This is a genomic window from Snuella lapsa (genome assembly GCF_039539345.1).
Lineage (GTDB): Bacteria > Bacteroidota > Bacteroidia > Flavobacteriales > Flavobacteriaceae > Snuella > Snuella lapsa.
The window spans coordinates 147647-170489 of the sequence record NZ_BAABCY010000086.1 but is presented as its reverse complement, the minus strand read 5'-3'; the positions used below and the strand labels follow the sequence as shown (position 1 = coordinate 170489).

The window sequence follows — 22843 nt, the reverse complement described above, 5'->3', positions numbered from 1 at the left end:
ATAACAGTAACTAAAAGAATAAAACTATTTTTAGACACATTACATCTAGCAAAAGTTAATTGGAAGCCAATACATTATATATCCATAGTGATCTTGTAGAAAATAGTAAACAAGGAGACCGAAACTCCCAATATAAACTATTTGAACTGTATGTAGATGCAATGTACAACGTGAGTATGCGTATGGTACGCATTAAAGAAGATGCCGAAGATATTGTACAAGATAGTTTTGTTGAAGCATTTAACAAACTGGAAACATACAGGTATCAAAGTAGTTTTGGTAGCTGGTTAAAACGAATAGTAGTTAATAGAAGTATTAACTTTTTAAAAAAACGAAAAATACCAGTAGTACCTTTTAACAATGAATCATTCCACGTTGAAACAGATATTTACCATAACGATCTGGAGATTGCCATAGAGATAAAAAAAGTTATTAAAGGGATACGACTGTTGCCAGCTGGGTATGCACAAATATTAAACTTGTATTTAATAGAAGGATACGATCATGTTGAAATTGGGGAAATACTGGAAATTTCACAATCAACTTCCAAATCGCAGTATCATAGAGCTAAGAAAAAATTAATAGATATTATAAAAACATTTTGATGGATTATTTTGAAAACGAAATAAAGAAAAACAAGGCTTTATTTGATGAATTTAAAGCAGATAGATCCAAACTGTGGGCTAATATTGAGCCAAGGCTGAATGCACCTCCCCAAAAGACAAAATACTTTTTAGTTTGGAACAACCCTTTAATCAAAGTGGCTGCGTCAATTGTTGTCTTTTTTGGACTGTTTTTACTAGTAAATACATTCTATAGCGAGTTTAGTAAGGAAAGTGAAACAATCGTTTTTCACGAACTTCAGGATATTGACATGCATTACAAGGGCTTGGTGGCGCAACAAGTTGTGTTAATCAATAAAAACACAACGCTTTCTAAGGCCGAAAAAGAAACTTTCCTTGCGTTTATGGATGAATTGGACGAAGAATACCAAACACTAAAATTAGAGTTTCATAAGAACATTGATTCCGAACGTATTCTGGAAGCAATAATCATAAATTATCGAAAACGCATAGAGTTAATAGAAAAATTGCTACAACAAATTAACAGGACAAAAAACATACAAAATGAAGATGTTTATGTATTATAAAAACTTAGTGACTGTCGTTTTAATTTTGGTAATTCAATCCATGTTTTCCCAAGAGACTGTTACCAACACTATGGATAAGACTTTTAAAATGACCAGTTCAGATGAGTTGCATTTGGACAATAAGTATGGTTCCATAACAGTTAATGGGTGGGATGAAAATAAAATGGCCATTAGCATTGAAATTAAAGTTTCAAGTAAGAAAAGGGATAATGCACTTAATCTTTTAAACCGAATAGAACCTAGAATTAAGGTTTCGGGTAATTTCATCAGTGTGATTTCAGAAATATCTGAAAAAAACACAGGGTTCTTATCAAAATACTTTAACAAAGTAAATCCATTTGACATTGATAAGAACAATGTTGAAATAAACTATACCATTTATTTGCCCAAACAAGCAGGAATTAATCTAACAAATAAGTTTGGAGATGTTGTTATTGATGGTTGGAAAGGTAGATTAAAAGCAAATATTCAACATGGAGACCTTTGGATTAATGAATCTATTACCAATGCTACTGTTGATATGAAGTTTGGCAAATTAAAATCAAAGTCCATTACTTATGGCAGCATCAGTCTAAAAAATGGCGAGATATATGTTGATACTTCTCAAGATTTGGTTTTAAAAACTGCTGGAAGTACAATTAAAATTGCTGAAGTAGCATCATTGGAATTACAAACCAGTAAAGACGACATTGAAATTAAGCGTGTGGGGAGCTTGTTTGGTGATCTGCAATTCTCAAATGTTCAACTTGATAGCGTGGAACATAAAATAAACCTTTCTATGAAAGTGGCAGAGTTACGGGTTCTAAACATTAAAGACCAGGATGCACAGGTCGATATAAATCAAGAGTCATCCAATATAAGTGTTACTATTTCTGGATTATCATTTCAATTTAACGCCCAATTGGAAGAAGGCCTTTTGCGACTGCCAAAATCTTTTACAAATATTGAGACTAATATATTAGATAAAAGTAAACGCATAAGACATGTAAAAGTTGTTTACGGGAAGTCTGGCGCTACGGGTATTTTTAACATTAATGGGAAAAAGGGCATCATTACACTAAAGGAATAATGCACTTCCCTCATAAACCTTTCAAGAAGCATAAATAAAAGAATCTTTATATGCAACCTTAAGCAATTTGGGTTGTCTCTTATAATAACATTATCAATAAATCAAAAAACGATGAAACACATTACCACCAAAGTAACCATGCTACTTATTTGCTGTTATGGCTGTTTATATGCACAAGAACAAAATAGTGATTATATTGAATTTAATGACCGTAAAAATACCGTTCATGGTGTTTACCTTGGAATAGGTTTGGGCTACGGGACAATTAAAAAGGCCGACACCTATACACTTGACTTTAAAATAGCTTACGTAGCCAACCAACAGTTTGAAGTTGGATTCGAGGCTGTTAGCTTTTATTCCGATCAGAACACTCAAGGATTATCTGAAAATGATAGGGATTTGGTAGGTGTTTATGGAGGGCTTCACCTTGAACCTATTTTGTTTGGAAAATCTAAGCTTAACCTGTCATTTCCATTACTTGTAGGAGGCGGTGCGATTGGATTGTTAAGAGAAAATTTCAATAATACCTATGTTGATGATACCGACTGGAAGGCCGTTTTTGCTATAGAACCAGGAATAAGCCTTTTATATAACATTTCCAGATATATTCAGCTTGAAGCCGGTGTAAAACACAGATTTACCAGTAGGGTGAATTTTTTGCCCGAGCATGCAGTTACCAGGGTTAATGGATTTACAACAGGAATTGGTTTAAAAGTGGGCGTTTTCAATATGGGACGTAATAGATATAAACAAAATAAAAATTTATGAAATAAGCATAGCAAGTTAGGTAAATCATTAAAATTTAAACGTATGAAAAACAACAAATCAAACAAAATTAAAACCCATTACGTGTTTACAAAGAACAATCAAGTATCCATAAACATTGATGGTACAGCAAACGAGTGGAGCCCTATTAACTTTCAATGGATTCCCGTTTTTAAGCTTTCTGAATGTATGAATCAATAAATATAATCACACATCAAATTCAATCAAAATGACATCGAACAGTAAATACATCATGCTATGTTTCTTGACACTTATAGTCAATGCATGTAGCATAGATACCGTAAACGTACAGGGTAGTGACGTTATAACGACCAAGAGCTTAAATGTTTCCGATTTTTCACATTTGGAGGTCAATGGTAATTTTAATGTTTATGTAAAGTTTTCACAAACTGAAACTTCCATAGACATAGAAGCCAATAGTAATTTGCACAAGTACATTACTACTGTGGTAGAAAATGATAAGCTAAACATTCGTGTGCAAAACAATATTTTCGTAGACGACAATAGTACCTTAAACATATATATTACAACTAAAGCTTTAACTGATTTTAAAGCTGTGGGTAGTTCTAATATTTATTTGCAAAGTCCCTTAGTTACCGATAATGCTAAAATTAAATTGTTGGGAGATTGCCTGTTTTTAGGTGAATTGGCAATTAATAATACTTTACAGATAGATGCTTCCAGTGATAGTACAGTCGACCTTTTGGGTAACGTAAATATTTTAGAGGCCGATCTTGTGGCAAATACAAAGCTTCTAAATTATAATTTACAGGTTGAGCACTTAAAATTAAAAATGTTTGCCGATTGTATGGCGAATATTACGGTGAACAGTTCAATTTCGATTGAAGCAATGGTCGATTGTATTCTATATTATAAGGGAAATGCAACAATATTGGATAACGATTTATCGATCAATTCAAAACTCATTAAAGTAGACTAATTGCTTTGTTTTGCTTTGTAAATTACATTTAAAATCAAACCAGTTATAATCATTCCTATACCTATCAGGCTCCAAAAAGTATAGATTTCACCAAACAATGAAATACCCAATAGTACTGTAAAAATAACTTCAAGATATTTTAATGGTGCGACTTGTGTATTTGATGCTATCTGAAATGCTTTGGTCATGTAAATTTGTCCTAAAAAGCCAAACACACCAAGACTAAATAAGAAAAGCCATTCAATTCCAATGGGGGTAGTCCAATCAGCAATAGATAAACTACCCCCTACTAAAGCAGCAATGACCATAAAGTAGTTAACGATAACCAGAGGATGGTCTCCTTTACCTATCTTGCTTATTACTACATATACCAGCCCGCTAAACAAAGCAGAAATAAAAGCAAGAAGCAACCCATAGCTATTTATTTGTGTATCCAGTCCCTTTATGATTATCACGCCAGCAAATGCCATGGAAAAAAAGATCCATTGTAACTTTTTTACACGTTCTTTCAATAAAAATATGGCAAATACTGCGGCAAATATAGGAGCCATATAGCGTAGTGAGACTGCGGTACCAATAGGCAGATATTTTACGGACGAAAAAAAGAAAGTCATAGAAGTCACGCCAACTATCCCCCTAACTACCAATAGTTTCTTGTTTTTTCCCAGTATTGGAATTTTATGTTTTAAAAGAAAACCAAAGGTGAAAATTAATGAGCTTGTAGACCTGAAAAAAACTATTTGATAAGCGCTAATGTGGATCAATTGCTTTACTATACTATTCATACAAGCAAAAGCCAAAGTGCTAATAAGCATGTATTTTATGGCAGTTTTAACGTCCACTAATTCTTGGTCTCACAATGCGTTTTGAATTGATGAAATATACACCAGTAAGCAAAACAATGGCAGCAATTATTGATTGAAGGCTAATATGCTCGTCTAAAATAGACCACCCCAAGAGTAATGCAATTATAGGATTCACATAGGCATTTGTCGAAACCTTTTCGGGAGAGACATTTCTTAGTAAATAATTAAAAGCGGTAAAGGCGACAATGCTTCCAAAAATTATCAATAACACCATGGAAATTAAGGTTGGTTGGCTCCATACTACAGGCGAAAGCCATTGCTCGCCTACCACCATGCTACTAATAAACAGTATTATGCCACCAGTAATCATTTGATAGCCTGCATTAATAAAAAAGTTCTTAGGTAAAGTAGCTTTAGAGACAAATATACTGGCACAGCTCCAACTAATAACACATATAAAGATCATGCAAATACCAATAATACTGTTCTCGTTACTTGTAAAACCTCTTTGGCTAACTAACAAGTAAATCCCTAAAATACCACACAGAACACCAATGATAGAGCGTGTTTTTATTTTTTTTCCATCAAACAAACGCATAAGAACCAAAATCATGATAGGCTGTGTGGAAGCTTCTAATGCAGCAAAACCACTATCTACGTATCTTAGAGCCCATACAAACAGACCATTACCTATTCCGAGAAACAACATACCGGCAATGCAAGAATTTATCAATTGCTCTCGGGATACACTGAGATTAAGTTTCATGAATTTGGCTATGATAAAAATAATACTACCTGCGACAATAAATCGGATGCCAGACAAATACAATGGTGCTATTTCTGTAACCGCAATTTTATTTAAAAGGTAAGTTGATCCCCAAATAACGTAAATGGCAAAAAAGGCTAATATTATGAGGATTGTTTTTCTCGAAAGACCCATACTAATTATTTATAATAGAGTAATCGCAAAAGTGTGAGTAATTGTACCTGTAAAGAATAAACTAGAGTTTTTTAACTCGTACAGCATTCATGCCTTTTTGTCCACGTTCTAATTCGTAAGTAACAGTATCATTTTCTTCTACAGGCTCTAATAGACCACTAACGTGTACAAAATATTTTTCTTGGTTTATGCTGTCAATAATAAAACCAAAGCCTTTGGAATGATCAAAAAAGGAAACTTTTCCTTGTTTGTCGACAGGATCTACTTCCTCTCTATCTTCCTTTTTGGGAATGCCTAATTCTATTTTTTCAGCTTCTACTTTTACTTTCATGTTGGGGTCTGGAGGCGTATCGGTTAAATTTCCGTTATGGTCAACATAAGCAAATTGAATACCTTTTTGGCCCGTAGCCTTTGCTTCTGCTTTACGAGCTTCTTTTTTCCTTTGCTTTTCTTCGCGTTTTTTTAAGCGCTTTTTTTCTTTTTCAATTTTGTTAAATGTTACTTGAGATTTTGCCATAGTATATAGGAGAAGGTTGTTGTTAGTTGTTTAAAATAAATGGTCTACCTTGGACATCCAATTCTCCTATTTTAGAGAATGTTTAAGGCGTTGCTAAAGATTATTAAATATGCCTCATCTATAAGGAATGCACTTTTACACCATTAAATAAAACAATATTGGCACACAACACTTTAACAAAATGTAAAGATACGCCTTATTTTGTAGCTTATTGCCAAATAGCGGTAAAATAAAAATCAGTTATTATTCTTTAGGGGCATAGCCGTGTACTTCTTCAAAAACCTCTTCAAAATTTGAACGTAAATAACTATTTAATTTTTTTCGATAATCTCCCTTAAGCCATTCTACAAAGTTAAAGGTGCTTTTACTAATACACTTGGTATATCGCTTTATCCTGTAATCGATATCGTCACCTAATAGTTTGGCTAATAGTAAGGCGTCGTAAACATCCTCACTGTTTTCAATACATATCTTGGCATGTTGTTCTATAGATCGTTCTAAAACAACTTTAGAAGACTCCCCATTTCTAATGGAGTTTACATAGGTTTTTTGGATATCGAAATAAACCTCTTTGGAATTAGCAAATTCACTTCGTACTTCTTCAGGCATTTCATATCTAAAATTACTCTCTATATCCTCGTCGCTCAGTAAAGAATCTAAGTAATAATTAGGGGATCTAAAAATGCGTTGCCAGTCCAAATCTTCTCCCCAAGGCCCAAAACGGTGGAAGTTATTACCTAAATCTATAACAGAAAAGGTGTTTTTATTTTTTAATACGCGGGATCCGCGACCAATCATTTGGTAATAGAGGGTTAAAGACTTAGTTGCGCGGTTTAAAATGATGCTTTCCACAGTGGGTTCATCAAATCCGGTAGTTAATATACTTACCGAAGTAAGTATAGCGTCCGGGGTTTTTCTAAACCATTTTAGTATTTGAGCACGTTCTTTCTTTGTATTTGTATTATCTAAATGAGCAACTGGGTATCCAGCTCTTCTAAAAGTGTCGTAAACATGCAGTGAAGTGTTAATCCCATTGTTGAAAATTAACGTTTTCTTACCTTTACTTCGCTCTTCGTAGGCAAGCAATAATTTACTAAGCATATCGCTATCGGTATATAGATCTTCTGAAGATTTAACCGTATAATCCCCGTTGGCTCCTACAACAAGGGATGTAAGTCCTACATTGTACGAAAACATTTCAGCTCGAGCTAAGAAGCCATTTTGAATTAGGGATTCAATACTTTCACCAACAATCAGCTCATCATAATTATCGGTCATTGGCAACTCCATGCTAGAACTTAAAGGTGTTGCCGTAACACCTAAAATAAATGATTGGCTAAAAAATTTGAATAATTTTGTAAATGAATTGTAATGAGCCTCATCAATAATTACCAAGCCTACATCCGAAATATCTAATTTATCATCATTAAGCCTGTTGTTTAAGGTTTCGACCATAGCTACAAAACAGCTGTAATTAGCTTGATCGCTTAAATCTGCTTTGCTGTCAATAACTTTATTTACTACGCTAAACTCAGTAAGCATATTAGATGTTTGCTTACAAAGTTCAATGCGGTGCGTCATGATGAGCACCTTCTTTTTATGGTGTTTTAAATATTGTCTTACAATCTCAGAAAAGATAACCGTTTTCCCTCCTCCTGTTGGTAACTGGTACAATAAATGATAGTCATCTGGCGACTCTTCAAAACTTTTAAAAATTTTACTAATAGCTCCTTTTTGATAACTATATAAATCTTTACCAGTTTTTCTCTCTTCTAATTCTGTCTTTGATATAGGCATGCAACACATTTTTGTAGCGTGCAAAAATAACACCTTTGAGGCGTTTATAACGAATGTTTTTCAAAAAAATGTTGATGAAATTAATTTTAATCAGAAAAGAATAAAATGAAACCAACATGGTTGAAATACGCATTAAACACCCAGTGGAATGATTATTTTAACTGCCTAAAATTAGAAAAACAATTAAAGTAAACACATAAGGGAAGCCCTTTTGTTTGTGTTCAAAAGGGCTTCTTTATTAATTGAGAATTTAATGTGAGTGTTCGGCCTCACTTTTCTTCATTTCTGCCATTAAATAATAAGCACCGTTTTGGGCTACCAAGGTATTATTAGGAATAGGATCTTTAAAGCTAAATGCTGTATATCCACTGCTTGAGTAATTTAATATGACTTCTTGAGGACTAAAGAGCCATCCTTCATTCCTATCCTTTCTAGCAATAAACACATAGTGTTTGTCGCCTTCCTGAAATATGGCTTTATCAGGCAAAGCTTGTTCCAATTTGGCTTCGGTAAGAATTTGTGCATTAACATACATACCTGGAATTAAATTTTTGTCCTTGTTTTCTATTTCAGCATGAATGTGTAGTGCTTTTGGTCCTGCTTCAAACGACTTTCCAATGGCATAAATTTTAGCGGTCATTTCCTTGTCTCCCAATGCTTCTACCTTGAACCTTACTAATTGTTCGTTTTTAACTTTACTAATATCTTTTTCAAACACCATTAGGTCTAAATGAATGTGCTCAGGATTAACAACCTCAAACAATGCAGTTTGTGGTTGCACATATTGCCCTGTTTTTATTTTAACCTTTTCAATAAAACCATCAATGGTACTCTTTACTGGAGCTGTTTCCAAAATCTTGCCTGCTTCTATTGCTTTCGGGCTTAGGCCTAAAAGCTTTAATTGACTTTCATAGCCTTTCACAAGACCTTGAGTGCTAAGATATACCGATTTTGCTTGTTGGTAATCACGTCCTGAACCTACGTTGGCATCGTATAATTTTTTTTGACGCAAATAGTCTTTCTCCAAGAAGTTAAGTTGGTTCTTGGTTTGTAAATAATCGGTTTGTAAAGCAATAATATCAGGGTGACTTATATAAGCCAGTATTTGTCCTTTTATCACCTTATCACCTTCAACAACCTTTATGCTATGGATATTGGCTCCCATCGTTGTGGTTACTATAGCCTCATTTTGGGGAGGAACTCCCAATTCACCATTTACCTGGATTTCACCACTCATATTACGCATCGAAACCGTATCGATGACGATGTTTAGGGCACCTATCTGAGCTTGAGTGAGCTTTAGTGACTCTTCATGGTCTTCGTGCTGGTCTGACGTTTCGCCAACGTTTTCAATATGATTACCATCGGCATCATGCTTATGATCTCCTTTTTTGCATGCTATTAACATAACCATTAATGTTAGCATTGCTAAACTATATAAACTTATTTTTTTCATCTGTTGGGATTTTAATATGGACTTCTTAGTTGTCATTTGAAGCTAAAAAATATTCTAATTGTATTTTGCTCTCTAAATAGTTTTGAAGTGCTTTCCAAGCATCTAACTCCAGCTCTATGGCAGTTTTTATGTTTTGCAATAATGTAACGTAATCTATAGAGCCTTCTTTATAAGACAGGACAGTGCCATTGCGTTGTTCAGCTGCTATGACTAAGCCTTCTTCCTTGTAGTATAACCAATTTTGCAAGGATTGTTTAAACTGTAAACTAATGGAGTTAAAAGCATTTTTTAATTGCAGTTCTTTTTGCTTATTATTTTCATCTATAATGTCTATATCTAATTTAGCAGCCTTGCTCTCTCCTTTTGCCTTATTAAAGATAAGAGGAATTTGAATGCCTACTTGATAACTGTTAAAACCTGATTGCTCTCCTATTTTCTGAAACCCGTACTGCCCTGAGAGCTTTGGTAGAAATTGCGAATTGGCAACTTTGTACTTAGCCTTAGCTGCTTGTAATTCTACTTGCCAGTATCCTATTAAGGGATGTTCTTGTAATGTTGGTTCAGAAATTAAAGATGCATCGTTAAAAGCATCGAGTTTGGTTGTTGCTACATCGTAAAACATTTGATCTGTAGCCAACCATTGATTTAGTTCCTGAAGTGCCATTTGGTATTCTACATAAGCTTGTTCCTTTTGGATTTGTATTAAGCGTCCTTGGTTAACAGTAGCATTGTATTCCAGTTTTGAAATGGCTTCGGTTTTATATCGCAGATCAACCGCTTTCTTTAGACCCGAAAACACAGAGTCGATCTCTTTATAAGATTCATAAGTTTTTTTAGTGGAGAAAGCCTTTGTCCAAGCTGTTTTCACATTACGCTCTAGCTCCATTATACTTAGTGTAACATTAATCGAAGCTAAATCAATTTGCGCTTTGGCTAATTTGTTTTTTGGAGCTATCCCAAAGACATTTATGTTGTTCTGACCTATGCCAATAGAGGTATAAGTAGCATCTTCTCCCGGGCCGATTTCTTCTCCTGAAGTAAAAATACTGGTGTTTCCAAAATCCCAAGCAGTAGCTTTTAGCGCTTTTTCTTTTTCAAGCTTAAATCTAGAAGCTTTTAAAGATGGATAATTTTCAATAGCAATAGCAGTTGCTTCTTCCATAGAAAGCTTTTGCTGTTGTGCTTGTGAAGCATAGGCAAAACAAAAGAGTACTATTGTGGCGATAGTAGCATTTGGTTTTATAAACTTCATTCGCTTATATTCTTGCTGTTCAATCCATCTATACAAAATAGGGATAATAAACAAGGTTAATAATGTTGATGTTAGCAGGCCTCCTATTACTACCGTAGCCAAAGGACGTTGTACTTCGGCTCCCGAAGTTGTAGACAAAGCCATTGGTAAGAACCCTAGCATGTCAGTTAACGCTGTTAAGAGTATAGGACGTATACGTCTTCGGGTTCCAATGCGAATACGTTCATTAATATTGGTCACGCCTTCTTCTTTTAATTCATTAAATCCACTAATAAGTACCAAACCATTTAAAACGGCTACACCAAAAAGCACAATAAATCCAACTCCTGCCGAAATACTAAAAGGCATATTTCGTAGCAGTAACGAAAACACACCGCCAATAGTGGCCAGTGGAATTGCCATATAAATCATAACCGTTTGCTTAATGGATTTTAGGGCAAAAAAGATGAGTACAAAAATGAGCCCAAGGGCAATTGGGACTACCGTTTCCAATTTTGCCGTTGCCCGTTCTAAATTCTCAAAAGCACCACCGTAACGTACATAGTACCCAGCAGGTAAATCGATATTGGTTTCTATTTTTTGCCTTATCTCAGCAACTAAAGATTTTATATCGCGTCCTCGTACATTAATACCGACATAAGTTCGACGGTTGGTATTGTCGCGACTTATTTGCATAGGGCCAGGCTTGTAGCTAATGGTCGCAACTTCCTTTAAAGGAATTTGTGTTCCATTGGGTAAGCTTACAAATAAATTTTTAACACTGCTTAAATCTTGACGAAGCTCTTCTTTTAAGCGTACAACCAAATCGAAGCGTTTTTCTCCTTCAAAAATGGTTCCTGCTACACCCCCAGCAAAAGCGGTTTGTATTAAATTGTTTAAACTGTTTATTTGCAGACCATATTGCGCTACTTTTTTTCTATCGTACTGAATGGTTATTTGTGGTTGCCCCGAAGTAGCTTCAACTTTCATATCGGCGACTCCTTCTACATTTGCAATGAGCTTACCTATTTCTTCTGCTTTTTGGGCTAAAATGGCCAGGTTGTCGCCATACAATTTTACAGCGATATCTTCGCGTACGCCCGTAATAAGTTCATTAAAGCGCATTTCGATAGGTTGGGTGAATTCATAATTAATGCCCGGTAACTGCTCAAGCCTTTCCTTGATTTTTGTGATAAGGTCTTCTTTTGAAGTGGCACTTTCCCATTCCGATATTGGTTTTAGTATAATAAACACATCAGAAATATCCATAGGCATAGGATCTGTAGGCACGTCTGCAACGCCTATTCTACTTATAACATCTATGGCTTCTGGGAAATTATCCTTTATTATTTTCTCAATTTTTGTTGTAGTTTTTATGGTTTCAGACAAGGAACTTCCTGGTTTTAAAATAGCATGAAATGCTATGTCACCCTCATCTAATTGCGGTATGAATTCACCTCCCATTTTAGTAAATGCAAATATCGTAATAGCAAATAGCGATATAGCCGAGACAACAATAATTTTAGACCGCTTTAGCACCATTTTTAAACTCTTTTCGTATATGCTTTCTAACCAATGTACTATTGTGTCTCCCCAATACTGCTTTTTGTTATTCGGAATTTTTAAAAAGACCGAAGTAATCATTGGTACATAGGTGAGGCACAGGATCATAGCTCCAATCATAGCGAAGCTAAAAGTTAATGCCATAGGAATGAACATTTTACCCTCAATTCCCTCTAGGGCAAGAATAGGTAAAAACACTATAAGAATAATAAATTGCCCAAAAAAAGCGGTATTCATCATTTTTGAAGCTGCCGTATAGGTTGTTTTGTCTCTCGCATCTCGGGAAATACTCCCCGTTTTTTTCATTCTTTGAAAAAGAAAAAAAACAGTGCTCTCAACAATAATTACAGCGCCATCTACAATGATTCCGAAATCAATGGCCCCAAGGCTCATTAAATTTGCCCAAACATCAAATGCATGCATTAAAATAAATGCAAATAGAAGTGACAACGGGATAGTTGATGCCACTATAAGACCACCTCGCCAATTCCCTAAGAAAAAGACTAAAATAAAGATGACGATTAAGGCGCCTTCAACCAGATTGTTTGTTACAGTTTTTGTTGTACTGGATATTAAGGTACTTCTGTCTAAAAAAGGCTTAATACTAACGCCATCGGGAAGTGATTTTTGAATTTCGTCTATGCGGGTCCTTACAGATGCAATAACAGCATTAGAACTGGCACCTTTTAACATTAAAATCATTCCGCCTACGGCTTCTCCCTCTCCATTCTTAGTCAAGGCACCGTACCGTATGGCACTTCCAAACTTAACGGTTCCTATATCTTTAATGCGAATAGGAATACCACTTTTGTTGGTAATGACAATATCCTTGATGTCTTCTATGGTACGTGCTAAACCTTCTCCCCTTATAAAATTGGCTTGATGGTTCTTTTCGATATAGGCACCACCTGTATTTTGATTGTTGTTTTCGAGTGCTTGGTAAACGTCGCTTATGGACAAATTGATCGCTTTAAGCTCATTGGGATCGATGGTGACCTCGTACTGTTTTATAGCACCTCCAAAAGCATTGACTTCTACAACGCCTGGAACCATTGCCATTTGCCTGCGAATAATCCAGTCTTGTATGGTACGCAAGTCCGTTGTACTGTATTGGTCTTTAAACTCGGGAGCTACTTCTAAGGTATATTGATAAATTTCCCCTAAACCGGTTGATATAGGCCCCATAAAGGGTTCTCCAAAGCCTTCAGGAATATTGGCCTTAATCTCACTTAGTTTTTCAGACACCAACTGCCTAGGTAAATAGGTGTCCAGATCGTCACTAAAAACGATGGTAACAACTGAAAGTCCAAAACGTGAAACAGAACGTATTTCGGTAACTTCAGGTAAATTTGCAACAGCTACCTCTATCGGATATGTTACAAATTGTTCAATATCTTCAGTTCCCAAATTGGGAGCTTGGGTTATAATTTGTACTTGATTATTGGTTATATCAGGAACAGCGTCAATAGGAACTTGTTTAACACTATAAATACCACCAATTACTAATGCTAAAGTGAACAACGCAATAACAAACTTGTTATTGATTGAAAACTCAATAAGTTTATTAATCATTAATTTAAGTTTTTAATTCAATTAAAAAATGTGTCTTTTTTACACATCTAAATTCTATCTAATCAGTGTGAATCTTGTTTAAGTCTCGAGATATCACTTTAAGTAAAAAATTCTGGGAGAATTTTGTACCGAGAAGTTTTTTAGTCGAAAATTCACCGTTAATTAACCGGTATTAATTGTAAAATTTAGAATGTGTGCAACAATTCAGTCTTTGTCTGAAATGAAGCGATGTGTGATTGAATTAAGCTCGGGGAGGCTGAAAAATAGGTGGGTGCTCGAATAACGAATAGGAGTCTTTATAAAAAAAGTTACAGGGAATTTCTATAAACGCCTCGTAACCAATTTCAAAATTGGCAGAATTAATCGTAAAGTTAATTGCTAAGTGCTGACAGGATTTATGGTCGTGCTTAAAAGGTAAATCATCATGATCATGGTGATTGTCGGTATGCGAACACTCTTCGTCACCATAATTTTCTTCTAAAAAATCTAAAAAAGTACACCCGTAGTTTTCCTCATGGAATGCTGCCAATTCCAATAGTACGTCCAGCTTAGAGAAATCTTCTAAACTTATGTTAAGACTCTGCACAAGTATTAAACAAGAGCACAATATGGATGCAAGTTTTGTCATTTGGGAGCTAATTTAGCTATTATTTTAAAAACCTTAAATAGTTTAAGTTAATTTTAGTAAATAAGCTATATTTTTACCTTTCAAATTTTTCAGTTACAGCATCATGGATATCAATGATAAATCGCAAATAAAGAATTACCAACCATTAGAAGGTCGCTATCATCAAATGCGCTATAACCGATCGGGTGATAGTGGAGTGCTCTTACCCGCTATTTCATTAGGGCTTTGGCATAACTTTGGCTATGTTGATAGTATTCAAAATGGCAGGGACATACTACGTTGTGCTTTCGATTTAGGGATTACACATTTTGACTTGGCTAATAATTATGGACCTCCTTATGGTTCGGCCGAGGAAAACTTTGGAACCATATTCAACAAAGATTTTAAACCTTATAGGGATGAATTGTTTATAGCTAGTAAAGCAGGTTACGATATGTGGCCGGGACCTTATGGCAATTGGGGGTCTAGAAAGTACCTGACAGCCAGTATTGATCAAAGTTTAAAGCGTATGAACTTAGAATACGTTGATATTTTTTACCATCACAGACCAGATCCTAGTACGCCATTGGAAGAAACGATGGTGGCTCTGTCCGATATTGTAAGGCAAGGTAAAGCCCTATATGTAGGGATATCTAATTACCAACCAAAAGAAACCAAAGAAGCAGCCAGTTTATTGAAGGAATTAAAAGTGCCCTTTATTTTACATCAGGCACGTTATTCTATGTTTGATCGTTGGGTTGAAAATGGATTGTTGGACACCTTAAAAGAAATAGGTACTGGATGCATAGCTTTTTCTCCATTGGCACAAGGAATGCTTACCGATAAATATTTAAAAGGTGTCCCCGAAAGTTCAAGAGCAGCAAAGGATTTTACACATTTAAATGTAGATACAGTAAAAAGTAATATTGAAAAGGTACAACTTTTGGCGGCTATAGCTCAGGAACGCGGACAAAAACTATCGCAAATGGCAATTGCGTGGATTTTAAGACAGCCACAAGTTGCCTCGGTACTTATAGGAGCAAGTTCAACCAAACAGTTAAAAGAAAACGTAGAGGCTTTAAATAATTTAAACTTCTCTGAGGAAACCCTTAAATTAATTGATGAAATTGTAATGAATTAATGTAAAGAATTACTCCTTTACAATAATTACGGTTGCTTTAACGCCGGTAGCTAGGTTCCAACGGTTAGAAGAAACCAATTTGCCAGTATCATCAACCACTTTAAATTCAGCAGTGTTAGGGCCAGATTCTCCTTGGTTTAAAGCCAGGAAATCAATTTTATTAAAACCTGGTTGCAAATCAAGCTTAAAGCCTTTAAAGCCACCAGATAAAAATACTCGCGCATGAATAACATCGTCGTTCACTAACACTTGAATGATGTCTCCATCTACATAGCCGTGGTCACGATAAACGACTTTTACGTATTTGGCATTGCTTTTAAAATCACCAAAATACTGATCTGTTTTACTGCCATTTAATTGTTCTACCTCTTCGGGAGACAATTTTACATTTGCCAAATTTTTATTCACTTGTTTTGTATATAGTTCACCTGGATTACCGAATTTCTCACCAAACATGGAAAACTCCTTTTTAGGGATCTCTATATTTGTAGACAATTTGGGAGCATTTAATCCGTTAGCCTGACTTTTGTTATCAAATGGTGATATTGGCTTTAATGCAGTAATACTTGCAGAGTCTTTTTCGCTTTTTACAGCAGGAATACTTATTGATTTTTTTTGATTATCAATTTGTGAAAAAGCTGATAATGAAAAAATCAAGAAACAAAAAAATAGAAAATATAATTTTATCAGTTTCATTTTAATTGTGCACATGTCATATTCATACTTCATTTATATGTAAGATAACTGAAATATCAATTTATCTAACTCAATTGGTCTTAAGCAAAAACCATTCCTAACAAACAATTCAGTCAAAAATTCAGTTGAATTACCTCGGCTTCATACCTTAAAAATAGTTAAAATATGTTAATTTACTATTGTGTTATGCATAGTACTGTAACAAAATGGTTTTTAGGTCGTCAACTAAGTATAACAAATAAAATATAAAAACCATGAGAACATTAAACAACAATCAGATTTCAAACACTTTAAGCAATACTAAAAGTTACAGTTGGAACAATAAAAGGCGCTACAGATAAGTAGCGTCTTCTTAAATTAAGTACATTACATATTTATAAGACAATGAAAACACTAATTAAAGCATACAAACATTTGGACTCTGTAACGCATGGAAACGTGTTGTTTAATGGGCGTAACATTTCTTTTAAGTCTATGAACGATGTTGTTGGGAAAGGAAGCAAACGCTATGCGCATTAATCTTTGAAGTGGTTTATGGTATTGTTTTTGTGGTATATAGCTTACATTAACAAATAGATCCATTGTAAAATGAAACCAGTATGATTAAATTAATCTTTAAACTCATCAAAGAACAATTATTTTAATATCTAAAGGTTGCATGTGGACATTGGATAACAATAATAATAAACACATGAAACGTCCAAAATTAATGCCCGAAGTAAATGCAGGTTCCATGGCGGATATTGCATTTTTATTACTCATTTTCTTTCTGGTTACTGCTACTATTTCTACAGACGCAGGAATTAACAGAAAACTTCCAAAGGAATGTCCGCCAGGTACAATTTGTGAAACATCAATAAACGAGCGTGACATTTTACGTATTCTCATTAATGACAATGATGAGATTATGGTTGAAAATGAATTGATTACTACTACGGAATTAAAAGAAATCGTAAAAGTGTTTATCGATAATAATGGTGATGGAAGTTGTGAATATTGCAACGGCGAAAGGTCTCCCGAAAGTTCTTCTAACCCTAATAAGGCAGTAATTTCTTTGCAAAGTAGCAGACAAACTTCTTATCAAAAATTTGTTGAAGTACAAGATGCGTTAACCAAGGCCTATTTAGAGCTTAGAAATACATTTTGCAAGAACGTACTTAAAAAATCCCCTAATAATCTATCGAAAATTGAATTAGAAAGAGTCAGGGCTGCTTACCCCTTTATTTTGTCTGAAGCTGAAGTAAAATAACAAAACATTTTATTTTCGGCAGTTCTATAAACTGAAATAAAAGTGATCCAAAATCAGAGATTAGGTATGCTTATTAGCTGTATTTTTCTTTAGTATGCAATGAGAGCTAGCAGAGCTGTTTCAAATCTATCTTTTGCCAAGTATTGAGCTTCTAATTGTTTAGCAAACGGAATGGGGGTTTCCATACTTGCAACACGTCTTACCGGAGCATCTAAATATTCAAAGCAATGCTCCACAATCAAGGCCGAAACATCACTTGCTATACCTCCAAAAAGAGAATCTTCTTGTAAAATAATTGCTTTTCCCGTTTTCTTTACGGAATCATAGATGGTTTGTGTGTCTAATGGCTGTAAGGTCCTCAAATCGATAAGGTCGGCTTGAATGGTTGTGTTTTTTTCCAAAACCTCCAAAGCCCAGTGTACTCCAGAACCATAGCTTATAATGGTTATTTCTGTTCCAGTTTTTATGAGCGACGCTTTGCCAAAGGGCAACGTGTAGTAATCGCTTGGGACTTCTTGCCGAATGCTTCTGTACAATCCTTTATGTTCAAAGAAAAGTACAGGATTAGGGTCGTTGATAGCTGTAGCCAGTAAACCTTTGGCATCATACGAAAATGCAGGGTAGACAACTTTTAAACCGGGTGTTTTAGTAAACCAGGCTTCATTAGTTTGCGAATGAAAAGGGCCTGCAGCTACACCCCCACCACAAGGCATCCTTAAGACAACATCTGCTGATTGTTCCCACCTGTAATGTGATTTTGCTAAATAATTGACTACAGGGTTAAATCCAGAGCTTACAAAATCGGCAAATTGCATTTCTACAACACTTTTTATCCCTGCTATAGACAATCCCATACCCACTTCTACTATGGCCGATTCACATATAGGGGTGTTTCGTATGCGCTCTTTTCCAAACAGCTCAATAAAGCCCTCAGTAATTTTAAACACACCACCGTATTCGGCTATGTCCTGTCCCATAATCACTAGGGTGTCATGACGTTCCATACTTTGTTTTAAACCTTCGGAAATGGCATCTACAAAACGCATGTCTTTAGAATCGCTTGAGGGGGTAATGTTTTCGTATTCAAAGTCTTTGTAAACATCATTTAATTCAATACTTCCATCTGGTGCGATATCATCTTCTTCAAAGGCTTGTGTTAAATGCAAATTAATTTCGTTAGTAATATTTTGTTTGATATCGGCTTCCTCTTCATCGGTTAAAAGGCCATTTTCCTTTAAAAATAACTGGAAATTAATAACAGGATCTTTCTTTGCCCATAAGTCCATTAAATCCTGTGGTACGTATTTAGTACCACTAGCTTCTTCATGCCCCCGCATTCTAAAGGTTTTAAATTCGAGTAATACAGGTCTCGGGTTGACCCTCATACTTTCGGTTAATTTTTTAACCTTACTGTAAACTTCCAAAATGTTGTTGCCATCGATAATATGAGACTCCATTCCATACCCCAATCCGCGATCTGCTATATCCTTACAATTGTATTGTTCGCTAGTTGGCGTTGAAAGTCCATAACCATTATTCTCGACACAAAATAGAACTGGCAATTGCCATACGGAAGCAACGTTGAGTGCTTCATGAAAATCACCTTCGCTCGTCCCTCCTTCTCCAGTAAATACAGCCGTAACCTTATGTTCCTTTTTTAATTTCGACGCTAGGGCAATACCATCTGCAACCCCTAGTTGCGGACCCAAATGCGAAATCATGCCTACAATCTTATATTCTCGAGTTCCAAAATGAAAAGAACGGTCCCTGCCTTTTGTAAAACCTGATGCTTTCCCTTGCCATTGCGCAAACAGTCTATGTAGTGGAATCCCTCTACTGGTAAACACACCCAAATTACGGTGCATCGGTAAAATATATTCGTCCTTGTTCATAGCCATTGTTACACCAATAGCAATGGCCTCCTGCCCTATGCCCGAAAACCATTTACTTATTTTTCCCTGACGTAACAGAATGAGCATTTTTTCCTCTATTAACCTAGGCTTAACCATGTTCTTGTAGAGCATAATTAATGTGTTAGTTTCTAGATTTTTAATATTGTATTGCATACGAGTTGATGAGGATGTTTGACTCATAAATTTTAATATTTGACTTAATCAAATATACCATAAAAAGCTAATAAGCCTATAAAATTTACCTAAAATAGAAGCAGTTAAACTAGGTGATGTTTTGTATCTTTGTAACACGACTATTTCATAAAATTATCCCGATGTATACCATACCAAGTGTAGATTTAAAAGATTTCACTTCTAAAGACGCTACCAGAAAACAAAACTTTGTAAACGCCATTGGAAAGGCTTACGAAACAATAGGTTTTGTTGCCCTTAAAGGGCATTTCTTAGACCAAGACCTAGTAAATAACCTGTACGAAGAAGTCAAACGTTTTTTTGATCTCCCTTTAGAAATAAAACAGAAGTATGAGATACCCGGTATAGGAGGACAACGCGGTTATGTTTCTTTTGGAAAAGAAAGCGCAAAAGGAAAGAAGGAAGGTGATTTAAAAGAATTTTGGCACTTTGGGCAGTATGTTGAAGATGATTCCGTACTTGCTACCGAATATCCCGACAATGTAATTGTTAAAGAGCTTCCCAATTTCAATAGTACGGGAAAGCAAGCCTATAAAATGCTTGAAAAAACTGCAAAATTTGTTTTGCGTGCTTTAGCATTGCACTTAGGGTTGGAAGAAACCTATTTTGATTCTTACATACACAATGGCAACTCGATTTTACGTCCCATACATTACCCACCTATTGCTAAGGAACCTGACGGAGCCGTTAGGGCTGCGGCTCACGGTGATATTAATTTAATAACCTTGTTAATGGGAGCGCAAGGGAAAGGCCTGCAAGTGCAAAACCATCAAGGCGAATGGATCGATGCCATTGCAGAACCAGACGAACTAATGATTAATGTTGGCGATATGCTTTCCAGGCACACTAACAATAAATTAAAATCTACTATTCACCGTGTTGTAAACCCTCCAAAAGAATTATGGAGCACATCACGCTATTCTATTCCATTCTTTATGCACCCCATTAGCGATATGAAATTAGATGTTTTAAAGGTTTGCATAAATAACGATAACCCGAAACAGTTTGAGGACATTACGGCTGGAGAATTTTTAAATGAACGCCTTGTCGAGTTAGGACTGGTAAAAAAGTAGTATTATGGATTTACAAGATCAACTTAAGCATTTATTTCCAGATCATGTGTCTGATGACTCGGAAAAAGAACAGCAAGAAGCCGATAATTTATGGATACAAGACGACCCCATAATTTGTAAATATGAAAAGCGAAAGGGAAAACCTATCACCATACTTGAAGGTTACACTGGAGCCACCGAAGATTTTAAGGCTTTGGCTAAAGATATCAAAATACGATTAAGTGTTGGTGGGAGTTTTAAGGACGATAAAATTATCATTCAAGGTGATTATCGCGATAAGATCATGCAAATATTAAAAGACAAAGGCTTTAAGGTTAAGCGTGTTGGAGGTTAAATTATGGACACACATGCATTGCATATTACCAATGGGACAGTTCTAACCAATTACCTAAACGATTTAGGTATTGTTGGTGAAAAACTTACTTGGGAAGAAATGTTATGTGAGGGGCCTACATTAGAATCGATATATTCTAAAGACTTTTTATCCCTAAGGTCTTCTTTTTTTAAGGACTTTTATGAGATCGATCTGGATTACAAAAAAATTTTACGGGAAATAGATAAGCTGAATCATCCAGAGATGTTTACCGAAATTAACCTTTGGTTTGAATACGATTTGTTTTGCCATATAAATATGATCGCTGTTATAAATCTTCTAAACGAAAAAAAGATAGAGCATCCTATATATTTGATATGCAGTGGTAGAATTGAAGAAAGCAAGAATTTAAAAGGCCTGTCTGAACTTACTCCAAAGCAGTTAACAACTCATTATAAAGAAAGAACAAAACTTAAGAGAGAGGATATTGATTTAGCAAAAACTATTTGGAGAATTTATTGCGGAAAAGACCATAATTTACTTAAGCCCTATATAGTAACAGCATCATCCTTTAAATATTTAAGCAACTGTTTAAAAGCACACCTAAAACGGTTTCCAGATAGCAAAAGTGGTTTGACTACTTTGGAAGAGAATATTTTAAAACTAGTGCGCGATCACCCAATAAAATCAAAGCATCATTTATTAGGTTATGCTATTAACTATCAAGGCTATTATGGCTTTGGTGATCTTCAGCTAGCCAGAATTATTGATAATTTAAGTTTTTTCTTTACAGAAAACGAAGAACGTCTAAACTTAAACAGGTCTGGTCATGAAGCACTACTGGGGCATCATAGTTTTTATAATAATATTGCTGATAACATGTTTTTTGGCGGTGTAAAGAAAAGGGATTTTAGGTTTAGTAAGCCTCTTAACAAATTAGTAAAACAGCCCATAGATGTTGATTAAACAGTCTGAACTTATTTTAAATCCTGATGGAAGCATCTATCACTTAAATTTAAAACCAGAGCATGTAGCTACAACTGTTCTACTTGTAGGTGACCAAAATCGAGTAGACAAAATAACAAAACATTTTGATGCAATCGAGTTTACAATTCAAAAACGAGAGTTTAAAACCCAAACAGGCATTTATCAAGGTAAACGTATTTCTGTAATATCTACCGGAATTGGGGTGGATAACATTGATATTGTTTTAAACGAACTCGATGCATTGGTAAATATTGATTTCGCAACAAGAGAGATTAAAAAGAATTTAACACGTCTGGATATTATACGAATTGGTACTTCTGGTGCCATTCAAAAAGAGATTCCTGTTAACTCGTTTCTTTTAAGTACTTATGGTTTAGATACAACGGGCATGTTACATGCTTATAATATTGTTTCCCAATGTCAAAACAAACTCAAAAAGGCTTTTGTTCAACATACAAGCTGGCAAAGAAACAAGGCTACTCCCTTATTTATAAAGGCAAATGACACTTTAAAGGATAAATTTGATAGTTTCACTATTTATAAAGGTATCACTGTTACATCAAGTGGTTTTTATGGCCCTCAAGGACGCATATTGCGGTTAGCTCTACAAGACCCGGAATTGAATACAAAGTTTGAAACTTTTAATATAGAAGGTCTTCGAATCACGAACATGGAAATGGAAACATCTGCCATTTATGGGTTGGCTAAGCTATTAGGGCACCGGGCTGTGTCCTTAAATGCGATTCTAGCAAACCGAACAAATGGTACATTTAGTAGGCAATCGGAAAAAGTCATAGACGATCTTATTGTATATACGTTAGACCGGTTGTAATTAAAATTTAGAC

General features: G+C 35.1%; 22 protein-coding genes. 13 read left to right on the top strand and 9 right to left on the bottom strand.

All coding sequences use genetic code 11. From position 1 onward, the window contains the following. Nucleotides 1–59 precede the first annotated feature (59 nt). The 6 genes from ABD792_RS16740 to ABD792_RS16715 all read left to right on the top strand — a co-directional run bounded on the left by ABD792_RS16740 (nucleotide 60) and on the right by ABD792_RS16715 (nucleotide 3945). Entirely contained in the window at nucleotides 60–605 is a 546-nt protein-coding gene (locus ABD792_RS16740) for an RNA polymerase sigma factor (RefSeq protein WP_345007518.1), read from the top strand. Next, entirely contained in the window at nucleotides 605–1150 is a 546-nt protein-coding gene (locus tag ABD792_RS16735; RefSeq protein ID WP_345007517.1) for a hypothetical protein, read from the top strand. The genes ABD792_RS16740 and ABD792_RS16735 overlap by 1 nt, the downstream gene beginning before the upstream one ends. Then, nucleotides 1140–2219, top strand: a complete 1080-nt coding sequence (locus ABD792_RS16730) for a hypothetical protein (RefSeq protein ID WP_345007516.1) — start codon at nucleotides 1140–1142, stop codon at nucleotides 2217–2219. Before ABD792_RS16735 ends, ABD792_RS16730 begins: the two co-directional genes overlap by 11 nt. Before the next feature lie 111 nt (nucleotides 2220–2330). Then, on the top strand, nucleotides 2331–2987 hold the full coding sequence (locus ABD792_RS16725) for a hypothetical protein (RefSeq protein ID WP_345007515.1): 657 nt from the start codon (nucleotides 2331–2333) through the stop codon (nucleotides 2985–2987). A 42-nt stretch (nucleotides 2988–3029) separates the two neighbouring features. After that, nucleotides 3030–3185, top strand: coding sequence for a hypothetical protein (locus tag ABD792_RS16720; RefSeq protein WP_345007514.1), 156 nt, complete (start codon nucleotides 3030–3032; stop codon nucleotides 3183–3185). 28 nt (nucleotides 3186–3213) lie between these two features. Beyond that, nucleotides 3214–3945, top strand: coding sequence for a GIN domain-containing protein (locus tag ABD792_RS16715; protein WP_345007513.1), 732 nt, complete (start codon nucleotides 3214–3216; stop codon nucleotides 3943–3945). Here ABD792_RS16715 and ABD792_RS16710 read toward each other — a convergent pair. The 7 genes from ABD792_RS16710 to ABD792_RS16680 form a co-directional block, all read right to left on the bottom strand. Next, the gene (locus ABD792_RS16710; RefSeq protein ID WP_345007512.1) at nucleotides 3942–4760 is read right to left on the bottom strand and encodes a DMT family transporter; all 819 of its coding nucleotides are present in this window, start codon (nucleotides 4758–4760) and stop codon (nucleotides 3942–3944) included. The two genes, ABD792_RS16715 and ABD792_RS16710, sit on opposite strands and share 4 nt — an antisense overlap. 16 nt (nucleotides 4761–4776) lie before the next feature. Then, a complete protein-coding gene (locus ABD792_RS16705; protein WP_345007511.1) occupies nucleotides 4777–5691 on the bottom strand; it encodes an EamA family transporter in 915 nt (304 codons plus the stop codon). Nucleotides 5692–5752: 61 nt separating this feature from the next. Continuing rightward, nucleotides 5753–6208: a cold-shock protein gene (locus ABD792_RS16700; protein WP_345007510.1), complete on the bottom strand. Its 456-nt coding sequence runs from the start codon at nucleotides 6206–6208 to the stop codon at nucleotides 5753–5755. Between the two features lie 243 nt (nucleotides 6209–6451). After that, the gene (locus tag ABD792_RS16695; RefSeq protein ID WP_345007509.1) at nucleotides 6452–8005 is read right to left on the bottom strand and encodes a DEAD/DEAH box helicase; all 1554 of its coding nucleotides are present in this window, start codon (nucleotides 8003–8005) and stop codon (nucleotides 6452–6454) included. A 250-nt stretch (nucleotides 8006–8255) separates the two neighbouring features. Next, a complete protein-coding gene (locus ABD792_RS16690; RefSeq protein WP_345007508.1) occupies nucleotides 8256–9461 on the bottom strand; it encodes an efflux RND transporter periplasmic adaptor subunit in 1206 nt (401 codons plus the stop codon). A gap of 25 nt (nucleotides 9462–9486) precedes the next feature. Beyond that, the gene (locus tag ABD792_RS16685) at nucleotides 9487–13827 is read right to left on the bottom strand and encodes a CusA/CzcA family heavy metal efflux RND transporter (RefSeq protein WP_345007507.1); all 4341 of its coding nucleotides are present in this window, start codon (nucleotides 13825–13827) and stop codon (nucleotides 9487–9489) included. A gap of 241 nt (nucleotides 13828–14068) precedes the next feature. Then, nucleotides 14069–14455, bottom strand: coding sequence for a hypothetical protein (locus tag ABD792_RS16680; RefSeq protein ID WP_345007506.1), 387 nt, complete (start codon nucleotides 14453–14455; stop codon nucleotides 14069–14071). Between the two features lie 103 nt (nucleotides 14456–14558). Here ABD792_RS16680 and mgrA point away from each other — a divergent pair, with 103 nt between their 5' ends. After that, on the top strand, nucleotides 14559–15575 hold the full coding sequence (gene mgrA / locus ABD792_RS16675) for an L-glyceraldehyde 3-phosphate reductase (RefSeq protein WP_345007505.1): 1017 nt from the start codon (nucleotides 14559–14561) through the stop codon (nucleotides 15573–15575). Between the two features lie 9 nt (nucleotides 15576–15584). Here mgrA and ABD792_RS16670 read toward each other — a convergent pair whose 3' ends face one another. Beyond that, on the bottom strand, nucleotides 15585–16232 hold the full coding sequence (locus ABD792_RS16670) for a hypothetical protein (protein ID WP_345007504.1): 648 nt from the start codon (nucleotides 16230–16232) through the stop codon (nucleotides 15585–15587). A gap of 423 nt (nucleotides 16233–16655) precedes the next feature. Here ABD792_RS16670 and ABD792_RS16665 point away from each other — a divergent pair, with 423 nt between their 5' ends. Together ABD792_RS16665 and ABD792_RS16660 are read left to right on the top strand one after the other, a co-directional pair. After that, nucleotides 16656–16790: a hypothetical protein gene (locus ABD792_RS16665; protein WP_345007503.1), complete on the top strand. Its 135-nt coding sequence runs from the start codon at nucleotides 16656–16658 to the stop codon at nucleotides 16788–16790. 172 nt (nucleotides 16791–16962) lie between these two features. Next, nucleotides 16963–17520, top strand: coding sequence for an ExbD/TolR family protein (locus ABD792_RS16660; RefSeq protein WP_345007502.1), 558 nt, complete (start codon nucleotides 16963–16965; stop codon nucleotides 17518–17520). Nucleotides 17521–17609: 89 nt separating this feature from the next. Here the strand turns inward: ABD792_RS16660 and ABD792_RS16655 are convergent, their stop codons facing one another. Further along, on the bottom strand, nucleotides 17610–19586 hold the full coding sequence (locus ABD792_RS16655; protein ID WP_425568190.1) for an alpha-ketoacid dehydrogenase subunit alpha/beta: 1977 nt from the start codon (nucleotides 19584–19586) through the stop codon (nucleotides 17610–17612). A 161-nt stretch (nucleotides 19587–19747) separates the two neighbouring features. On the opposite strand from ABD792_RS16655, the gene ABD792_RS16650 reads away from it, so the two are divergent. Genes ABD792_RS16650 through ABD792_RS16635 form a run of 4 tightly spaced genes read left to right on the top strand, consistent with a single transcriptional unit; the run spans nucleotide 19748 to nucleotide 22830 of the window. After that, nucleotides 19748–20698 carry an isopenicillin N synthase family dioxygenase gene (locus tag ABD792_RS16650; RefSeq protein WP_345007500.1) on the top strand — a complete coding sequence of 317 codons (951 nt, stop codon included), beginning with the start codon at nucleotides 19748–19750 and terminating at the stop codon, nucleotides 20696–20698. A 4-nt stretch (nucleotides 20699–20702) separates the two neighbouring features. Continuing rightward, a complete protein-coding gene (locus tag ABD792_RS16645) occupies nucleotides 20703–21032 on the top strand; it encodes a translation initiation factor (RefSeq protein ID WP_345007499.1) in 330 nt (109 codons plus the stop codon). A 3-nt stretch (nucleotides 21033–21035) separates the two neighbouring features. Then, on the top strand, nucleotides 21036–21977 hold the full coding sequence (locus tag ABD792_RS16640) for a DUF1835 domain-containing protein (protein WP_345007498.1): 942 nt from the start codon (nucleotides 21036–21038) through the stop codon (nucleotides 21975–21977). Continuing rightward, nucleotides 21967–22830, top strand: coding sequence for a nucleoside phosphorylase (locus tag ABD792_RS16635; RefSeq protein ID WP_345007497.1), 864 nt, complete (start codon nucleotides 21967–21969; stop codon nucleotides 22828–22830). Before ABD792_RS16640 ends, ABD792_RS16635 begins: the two co-directional genes overlap by 11 nt. The last annotated feature ends 13 nt before the right edge of the window (nucleotides 22831–22843 follow it).

Bases quoted from the DNA above. Each gene is read 5' to 3' on its own strand.
- mgrA (WP_345007505.1), top strand. From the start codon at position 14,559: ATGGATATCAATGATAAATCGCAAATAAAGAATTACCAACCATTAGAA.
- ABD792_RS16665 (WP_345007503.1), top strand. From the start codon at position 16,656: ATGAAAACACTAATTAAAGCATACAAACATTTGGACTCTGTAACGCAT.
- ABD792_RS16645 (WP_345007499.1), top strand. From the start codon at position 20,703: ATGGATTTACAAGATCAACTTAAGCATTTATTTCCAGATCATGTGTCT.
- ABD792_RS16650 (WP_345007500.1), top strand. From the start codon at position 19,748: ATGTATACCATACCAAGTGTAGATTTAAAAGATTTCACTTCTAAAGAC.
- ABD792_RS16705 (WP_345007511.1), bottom strand. From the start codon at position 5,691: ATGGGTCTTTCGAGAAAAACAATCCTCATAATATTAGCCTTTTTTGCC.
- ABD792_RS16710 (WP_345007512.1), bottom strand. From the start codon at position 4,760: ATGCTTATTAGCACTTTGGCTTTTGCTTGTATGAATAGTATAGTAAAG.
- ABD792_RS16725 (WP_345007515.1), top strand. From the start codon at position 2,331: ATGAAACACATTACCACCAAAGTAACCATGCTACTTATTTGCTGTTAT.
- ABD792_RS16690 (WP_345007508.1), bottom strand. From the start codon at position 9,461: ATGAAAAAAATAAGTTTATATAGTTTAGCAATGCTAACATTAATGGTT.
- ABD792_RS16695 (WP_345007509.1), bottom strand. From the start codon at position 8,005: ATGCCTATATCAAAGACAGAATTAGAAGAGAGAAAAACTGGTAAAGAT.
- ABD792_RS16680 (WP_345007506.1), bottom strand. From the start codon at position 14,455: ATGACAAAACTTGCATCCATATTGTGCTCTTGTTTAATACTTGTGCAG.
- ABD792_RS16655 (WP_425568190.1), bottom strand. From the start codon at position 19,586: ATGCAATACAATATTAAAAATCTAGAAACTAACACATTAATTATGCTC.
- ABD792_RS16720 (WP_345007514.1), top strand. From the start codon at position 3,030: ATGAAAAACAACAAATCAAACAAAATTAAAACCCATTACGTGTTTACA.
- ABD792_RS16730 (WP_345007516.1), top strand. From the start codon at position 1,140: ATGTATTATAAAAACTTAGTGACTGTCGTTTTAATTTTGGTAATTCAA.
- ABD792_RS16660 (WP_345007502.1), top strand. From the start codon at position 16,963: ATGAAACGTCCAAAATTAATGCCCGAAGTAAATGCAGGTTCCATGGCG.
- ABD792_RS16640 (WP_345007498.1), top strand. From the start codon at position 21,036: ATGGACACACATGCATTGCATATTACCAATGGGACAGTTCTAACCAAT.
- ABD792_RS16685 (WP_345007507.1), bottom strand. From the start codon at position 13,827: ATGATTAATAAACTTATTGAGTTTTCAATCAATAACAAGTTTGTTATT.
- ABD792_RS16700 (WP_345007510.1), bottom strand. From the start codon at position 6,208: ATGGCAAAATCTCAAGTAACATTTAACAAAATTGAAAAAGAAAAAAAG.
- ABD792_RS16715 (WP_345007513.1), top strand. From the start codon at position 3,214: ATGACATCGAACAGTAAATACATCATGCTATGTTTCTTGACACTTATA.
- ABD792_RS16735 (WP_345007517.1), top strand. From the start codon at position 605: ATGGATTATTTTGAAAACGAAATAAAGAAAAACAAGGCTTTATTTGAT.
- ABD792_RS16635 (WP_345007497.1), top strand. From the start codon at position 21,967: ATGTTGATTAAACAGTCTGAACTTATTTTAAATCCTGATGGAAGCATC.